The sequence below is a fragment of the Rhodovibrio sodomensis genome, assembly GCF_016583645.1.
Lineage (GTDB): Bacteria > Pseudomonadota > Alphaproteobacteria > Kiloniellales > Rhodovibrionaceae > Rhodovibrio > Rhodovibrio sodomensis.
This window is the reverse complement of sequence record NZ_NRRL01000054.1, coordinates 22,575-29,163: the sequence shown is the minus strand read 5'-3', so window position 1 is coordinate 29,163 and position 6,589 is coordinate 22,575. Positions and strand designations below refer to the sequence as shown.

The 6,589-nt window shown below is 66.0% G+C and carries 7 protein-coding genes; 2 read left to right on the top strand and 5 right to left on the bottom strand.

The annotated features are described in order from the left end of the window. Positions 1-635: 635 nt before the first annotated feature. Positions 636-1,178 carry a hypothetical protein gene (locus tag CKO28_RS16780; protein ID WP_200341959.1) on the top strand — a complete coding sequence of 181 codons (543 nt, stop codon included), beginning with the start codon at positions 636-638 and terminating at the stop codon, positions 1,176-1,178. 5 nt (positions 1,179-1,183) lie between these two features. Here the strand turns inward: CKO28_RS16780 and CKO28_RS16775 are convergent, their stop codons facing one another. The 5 genes from CKO28_RS16775 to pdxH all read right to left on the bottom strand — a co-directional run bounded on the left by CKO28_RS16775 (position 1,184) and on the right by pdxH (position 5,736). Further along, positions 1,184-1,876 (bottom strand): MltR family transcriptional regulator, encoded by a 693-nt coding sequence (locus CKO28_RS16775; RefSeq protein WP_200341958.1) that lies wholly within the window; start codon positions 1,874-1,876, stop codon positions 1,184-1,186. Positions 1,877-2,013: 137 nt separating this feature from the next. Further along, on the bottom strand, positions 2,014-2,757 hold the full coding sequence (locus tag CKO28_RS16770) for an SDR family NAD(P)-dependent oxidoreductase (protein ID WP_200341957.1): 744 nt from the start codon (positions 2,755-2,757) through the stop codon (positions 2,014-2,016). Between the two features lie 72 nt (positions 2,758-2,829). Then, complete coding sequence (locus CKO28_RS16765) at positions 2,830-3,699, bottom strand: universal stress protein (RefSeq protein ID WP_200341956.1); 870 nt, start codon at positions 3,697-3,699, stop codon at positions 2,830-2,832. A gap of 319 nt (positions 3,700-4,018) precedes the next feature. Beyond that, positions 4,019-4,987 carry a cation diffusion facilitator family transporter gene (locus CKO28_RS16760; RefSeq protein WP_200341955.1) on the bottom strand — a complete coding sequence of 323 codons (969 nt, stop codon included), beginning with the start codon at positions 4,985-4,987 and terminating at the stop codon, positions 4,019-4,021. A gap of 152 nt (positions 4,988-5,139) precedes the next feature. Further along, positions 5,140-5,736, bottom strand: a complete 597-nt coding sequence (gene pdxH / locus CKO28_RS16755) for a pyridoxamine 5'-phosphate oxidase (protein ID WP_200341954.1) — start codon at positions 5,734-5,736, stop codon at positions 5,140-5,142. Positions 5,737-5,963: 227 nt separating this feature from the next. On the opposite strand from pdxH, the gene CKO28_RS16750 reads away from it, so the two are divergent. Further along, positions 5,964-6,449, top strand: coding sequence for an RT0821/Lpp0805 family surface protein (locus CKO28_RS16750; protein ID WP_200341953.1), 486 nt, complete (start codon positions 5,964-5,966; stop codon positions 6,447-6,449). Positions 6,450-6,589: the final 140 nt, after the last annotated feature.

The following is a 6,589-nucleotide window of genomic DNA, read 5'->3' as shown; positions in this document are numbered from 1 at the left end:
CGACACCCCGAAGCAGCATCGGGCCAAAGTCCGAGGACATGGCCCCGCCGTTGAACTCGGCCCGGACCGTGCAGCCCTCGACGGGATGAAATCGCAGCTGTTCTTGGTTACCCTCTGCCATGGGCGGGCCTCCACGCTGATTTCGTGTATTGCCTCAGCGCCCGTAACCCGCACGAATCCGCGGGTTCAAGGGAGGCCCGCCCTGCCTCCGTGCAAAATGGGGGCTAGAGCTACATGCTTGAAGGCCGCAACGGCCTTCGAGTTGAATGTAGCTCTAACTTGTTGAAGAGAGGGTAAGAGTCAGCTGAAAGGCGAGTCCACCTTTCAGCATCTTGCCCTAAGACCGGCCCGACGCACCGCAGGCCAGAGCCGCACCCTACGCAGCCGCCGTCCGGTCCCCCGGATGGCGGCCGACCGCAGTTTCGCCCGCCGGCGAAAGCTTGCAGCGATCGACCTCAGGCCCCGTGTGATCCGCTGCCGGCCCTGCCCCGTATCCACGTTTAGGTGTCGGTCGCGTTGCACAACGTTAACTGGACAGCGCCCGCGCGATCCGCTAATTAATCAAGAGTAATCCGGTCCGGATTGGAGCGTCGGCCGCGGCGCTGCCTTCGGACCGACGGCTGGGAGGTTCGGCCATGTACCGCGACAACACGCTGATTCCGACGGAAGCGATCCGACTCGCCGCGCTGGGCGCGTTGGCCGGCCGGGACATGCACTATGCCGAGCTGGCCGAGGACGTGCGCCACTTCACCCAACGCATCGTCGGCCCGTCGCTGGATCTGGTCGGCACCCCGGTCGAACTGCTGATCGTCGAAGGCCTGATCGAGCCGGTCTCCGGCAAGGGGATGGAAGACAACGCCCTGCTGCGCATCACCGAGGCCGGCCAGCAGGAGCTGCAGCGGCTGATGACCTCCTCGGTCCGGGCGCCGATCAACGACATCAACAAGCTGATCATCTCGCTCAAGATGCGCTTCCTGCATCTGCTCGACACCGAGGACCGGCAGGAGCAGGTCGACACGCTGGTCGAGATGATCGAGCGCGAACTGGCCCGCCTGACCGACCTGCGCGCCCACTACGACCAGGACGCCGGCTTCTTCCTGGACTGGCTGGACCAGGACATCGCCGCGACCCGCGAACGCCTCAGCTGGTTCCGCGACCTGCAGAACCGGGTGGGTTAATTCGCTTAATCTGTACTCTCAAAAATATCTTGAACGTACTCGCCAGCTAGATAGCCGAGTTCCGACACCGAAGGAATGTCGCTGTCAGAAGCTTTCTGAATGAGGTCAGCCGGTGAAACGCTGTGCCTTTGAGCAATTGGCACACATATTATGTGGGTATTAAGGTACGACATAACGGCGATAAAATTGCACAAAAAATACTTTCTCGGTTCTTTCTCTCTACTCGCCGAAAATTTTGCAAAGAAATCTTGAGATATGGCATCTTCCGATATTTCTGGCTCTATACTTCGTATTCTATCGAAGATCTCGGCCTGATCAAACGAGTGGACATCCAAATTGTGTGCAAAATCGTTCCTTATTCGACGGAAGACATGTGATACCTGATAGATGCCATCGTCAATCCACATTAATGCGTATATCAGATCAAGGCGGTTTGCAGAATTGGCCAAGGGGCCGTTTCGATCAAAAAGCTTTTTCGTTCTCTTCCCTTCCCGTAAGTGCCATTTTATGTGATGAACAATTAAGTCATCTAGCGCTGCATATAAAACGATTGCGGTCGTACGATCATTCTGGCTTAGGGCTTCATCGAATACACGTCGGTAATATTCAGCATCAAGACTAACTTTGCGACACTCTTCTAACGCCACTGTGAGGGCTCCCTCATAAAGACCCTCCGCACTTGTCAATTTGACTTTCATCTTTATATGCTGCCTCCATAAACTAAAAACAATAACACCGTGTGTCATTCTCCGCCGGAATATCAGAGTGGGGCCCAATTTTCCCCCTTTGTGACCTTCGTGCCCTTGGTGGTGTCCCCCAAAAAGCCGAGTAGCCGCTAGTACACGTGCTGGCCGCCGGTGACGAAGATTTCCGTGCCGGTGACGTAGCCGAAGTCGGGCGAGGTCAGTTGGTAGACCGCGCCCGCGACCTCTTCCGGCGTGCCCATCCGGTGCATCGGGATGCGCGGGATCAGCGTCTCGTACTCCGGGCCCACCATCGAGGTCTCGATCTCCCCCGGCGCGACCGCGTTGACCCGGACGCCGAGCGCGGCGAACTCCACCGCCAGCTCGCGGGTCAGGGCCGACAGCGCGGCCTTGGAGGTGGAGTAGGCGCTGCCGGCGAACGGGTGGATCGCGTGGCCGGCGATCGAGGTGATGTTGACGATGCAGCCCTTGCCCTTGCGCAGCGGCACCGCGAAGCCGCGCGCCAGCGCCAAGGGCGCGAACAGGTTGAGCTCGAACACCGTGCGCCATTCGCTCATGTCGCCGTTGAGTACGCCCAGGCGCTCCTTGAACGGCGTCTTCGGCGACACCGCCGCGTTGTTGACTAGGGCGTGGATCGGTCCGCCGTCCAGGATCTCGTTGGCGCGCTTGATGAACGCGTCCAGCCCCTGCTGGTTGCGCAGGTCGGCGGTGACGTGGTGCGTCCAGTTGGGGTCGCGTCGGCAATCCTCCGGCACCTCCTCGCGCGAGCAGGTGATCACGCGCCAGCCCTCGTTGGAAAAGCGGCGGACGGTGGCGTGGCCGATGCCGCGGCTGGCGCCGGTCAGCACGATCGTCTTGCGGGTGTCCTCGCTCATCGCGGGTCTTCTAGGGTCCGGATCGGGTGCGCCCCGGCGCCGCTTGCGGTCGCGGCAACGGGGCGCAGGGGTTCAGTGGGCCAGCAGCAGCGGCACGTTCGCCTGGCGCAGCACCGTCGAGGTCACGCCGCCCAGGATCAGCTGCCGCAGCCGGCTGTGGGCGTAGGCGCCCATCACCAGCAGGTCGGCGTCCGCCTCGCCCGCCTGCTGCAGGATGGCGTCGCCGGCGTCGCGGCCGCGCGCGGCGATGCGACGGCTTTCCGCCCGGATCCCGTGGCGCGCCAGATAGCCGGTCACCTGCTCCGGCTGGGCATCGTCGCTATGCCCGTCGTCGACGGTGATCACCGTGACCGCCTCGGCGCCCGCGAGCAAGGGCAATGCGCCCTGCAGCGCGTGCGCGCCCGGCACCGTCGCGCGCCAGGCGACCGCCACCCGGTGCCCGATCTTGGGCGGCACCGTGGGCGCCGCCACGAGAACCGGGCGGCCGCTTTCCATCAGCGCGGTCTCCAGCGTCGGGGTGGCCGGCGCCTCCCCCGCGCCGTGTCGGCGGGTCAGGACGATCAGGTCGAACAGCATGCCGTGACGGGCGACCGTGTCGTGCTCGCGGCCCTGCAGCTTCCGGAACGCGACGGCGAAGCCGGGCGTCGGCTCGGCCGCCGGGTCGGACAGGCTGGCGCCGGCGGCCTCGACCCCCTCGCGCACCGCGTTCTCCGCGGCCTGCGCGCGCTTTTCGCCTTCCTTGGCGACCGTGTCGACGATGTCCTCGATCATCGTCGCCGTCATCCCGTCGGCGGCGATCGGCACGGCGTATTGCGGATCGAGCTCGACGTGCAGGGCTTCCAGATAGGCGTCGTGCGCCATTGCTATCTGGACGGCACTGCGGATCGTGGCGGCGCTGTCCTCGCCGCCGTCGACGAGGCACAGGATGGATCGGATCGCCATGGCGGACACCCTCCTCGCGGTCGCGGGCCCGACGGTTCGCACGCGCGACCCATCGGGTAGCATCAGCCTATCGGTGCACGGGCGTCAACGCCTTGATGGCGATCAAGGGCGGGCTTTTCGGCGCTAACTCGTCCCCTCTCCTCCAGTGGGAGGACGGGGCTAGGGAGAGGAGGTTGCCCTCGGCGCTGATGCCAACGCCGACCCCGGATGCCCAAGGCACAGATGCCCGTATCTGGCACCCGCCGGCGTCGATGCCCCTGGTCCCTCTTCCCCTGGCCCCTCCTCCCACTGGAGCAGGGGGATCAGTTGGGTGCGGTGGTCAGGTTCCGGACGAACTCTGCTCCGCTCCAACCCGCGCGAACGGCATCGACTCGTCGTCCACGCCGTGCGGGTCCTGGTGGATGATCACCTCAGCATCCGGGAAGGCGTTCGCGACGTCGGTCTCCACCGTGTCGGCGATCACGTTGGCCTGGTAAAGGTTCATCCGCCCGTCCAGTTCCAGGTGCAGCTGGATGAAGCTGTGCGGGCCGGAGGCGCGCGTGCGCAGGTCGTGCATGCCGATCACCTGCGGGTGCTGGCGGACGATCTCGACGATCCGCCGGCGGTCCTCCTCGGGCAGTTCGCGGTCCATCAGCATGTCGTAGGCGCCGCGCACGATCCGGGCGGCGGTGATCAGGATATAGGCTGCGATCGCGATGGCGAACGCCGGGTCGAGCCAGGTCCAGCCGGTCTGCAGCCAGAGCACCAGCGCCACGATCACCGCCGCGTTGACCAGCAGATCGCCGGTATAGTGCAGACTGTCCGCCTGGACCGCCAGCGAGCCGGTGCGCCGGACCACCCGGCGCTGGTAGCTCACCAGCAGCAGGGTCGCCGCGATCGAGGTCAGCATGACCAGGATGCCGACCTCCTCCTGCTGCACCGGACGCGGGGTCACGAACCGCTGCACCGCCGTGATCGCCAGAAACAGGGCCGAGCCGGTGATGAACGCCGCCTGCCCGAGCGCCGCCAGCGGCTCCAGCTTGCCGTGGCCGAAGCGGTGTTCCCGGTCCGCGGGGCTGAGCGCCTGACGCACTGCCAGCAGGTTGACCAGCGACGCGGCGACGTCGAGCAGGGAGTCCACCAGCGTCGACAGCAGGCTGATCGAATCGGTCACCAGCCACGCGCCGGTCTTGAGCAGCACCAGCGCGCCCGCGACCGACACCGAGGCGTAGGTCGCCCGGCGCATCAGCTTTTGCTGCAGCGCGCCGGTCACCCGCTGTCCGCCGGTTTCGCCCGTGGCCTCGGTCATCCCGTCCCGCTTCTACAACAAGTCCCCTCTCCTCCACGTGGGAGGAGAGGGTAAGGGAGAGGAGGTGTGCACGGCACAAGCGACGCGCTTACCTCTTCCCCTAGCCCCTCCTCCCCGTGGAAGAGGGGAACTAGGCAAGGCCTGCTCTCTTCCTACGGATACAGCCGCTCGGTCGTCCAGCCGCCGTGGTCGTTGGGGCGATATACCACCCGGTCGTGCAGGCGGAAGCGCCCTTCGGCCCAGAACTCGATGCGCTGCGGCCGGATCCGCAGGCCGGACCAGTGCGGCGGCCGCGGGACCTTGCCGACGTGGAACTTGGCACCGTACTGGGCCACGCGCTTTTCCAGCGCATGCGGCGATTCCAGCGGGCGCGACTGTTTGCTGGCCCAGGCGCCGATCTGGCTGCCGCGCGCCCGGCTGGCGAAGTAGGCGTCGGCCTCCGCGTCCGACACCTGCTCGGTCGGCCCCTCGACCCGGACCTGCCGGCGCAGCGTCTTCCAGTGCATGACGAAGCCGGCCTTGGGCGTGGTCCCGATGTGCTCGCCCTTGCGGCTTTCCAGGTTGGTGTAGAAGACGAACCCTGTCCGGTCGAAATCCTTCAGCAGCACCATGCGCACCGACGGCGTGCCGTCGGGCGCGACGGTGGCGAGCGCGATCGCGTTGGGATCGTTCGGCTCGCTCTGCTTGGCCTCCTCGTACCAGGCGGAAAGCAGGTCGATCGGGTCGGCGGGGGGATGGTCGGGGAACATGCCTGTCCTTACGTGATCGGGGCCGGCGGGACGATCCACACCCGCGATGCCGCGCGCGCATTGGCGCGGGCCTGCGCGGGGATCAAAATACCGTCCGATTTTTCGCACAGCAGCGCTAAGCTGACCCACGCTAAACTAGGGGCGCGCGGCCAAATCGCCAAGCCGGCGCGCCAGGCACGCGCCCCGTTTCCCCGGGCCTTTGCCCGCTTTCGCCAGGAGTGCGTCCCATGACCGTGAAGTCCCTGCGCCTCGCCGCCGCGATCGTCGCCCTGACCGCCGCCCTCGGTCTGGGCGCGTGCGAGGGCAACAACGTCGGCCCGAAGCAGACAGTGGGCGCGCTCGGCGGCGCCGTGCTGGGCGGCTTCCTGGGCAGCCAGATCGGCGGGGGCTCGGGCCAGCTGTGGGCGACCGGTGCGGGCGCCGTGCTGGGCGCGCTTGCGGGCTCGGAGGTGGGCAAGTCGCTCGACCGTGCAGACCGGGCCTATCTGGGCCAGACCACGCAGGCGTCGCTGGAGCACACCCGATCGGGCGAGACCTCGACCTGGTCCAACCCGGACAGCGGCCATTCCGGCAGCGTGACGCCGACCCGCACCTTCCAGCGGAACGGCACCTATTGCCGGGAGTTCCAGCAGTCCGTCACGATCGGCCGCGCGAGCGAACAGGCCTACGGCACCGCGTGCCGCCAGCCGGATGGGACTTGGAAGATCCAGTAGCCCCACCTACCTGAGACCTGGACGCAGTTGATTAAAAATTAATCAGCCCGGGCGCCAGGATACGCGCGGAAACGGCGCACGACGGCGCGCGACGCGCTGGCATCACACCGCACACGCAAGACGACGGGACGAAGCACCGC

Excerpts from the sequence above, each read along its gene's own strand:
- CKO28_RS16780 (WP_200341959.1), top strand. The coding sequence starts at position 636 with ATGTACCGCGACAACACGCTGATTCCGACGGAAGCGATCCGACTCGCC.
- CKO28_RS16775 (WP_200341958.1), bottom strand. The coding sequence starts at position 1,876 with ATGAAAGTCAAATTGACAAGTGCGGAGGGTCTTTATGAGGGAGCCCTC.
- CKO28_RS16770 (WP_200341957.1), bottom strand. The coding sequence starts at position 2,757 with ATGAGCGAGGACACCCGCAAGACGATCGTGCTGACCGGCGCCAGCCGC.
- CKO28_RS16765 (WP_200341956.1), bottom strand. The coding sequence starts at position 3,699 with ATGGCGATCCGATCCATCCTGTGCCTCGTCGACGGCGGCGAGGACAGC.
- CKO28_RS16760 (WP_200341955.1), bottom strand. The coding sequence starts at position 4,987 with ATGACCGAGGCCACGGGCGAAACCGGCGGACAGCGGGTGACCGGCGCG.
- pdxH (WP_200341954.1), bottom strand. The coding sequence starts at position 5,736 with ATGTTCCCCGACCATCCCCCCGCCGACCCGATCGACCTGCTTTCCGCC.
- CKO28_RS16750 (WP_200341953.1), top strand. The coding sequence starts at position 5,964 with ATGACCGTGAAGTCCCTGCGCCTCGCCGCCGCGATCGTCGCCCTGACC.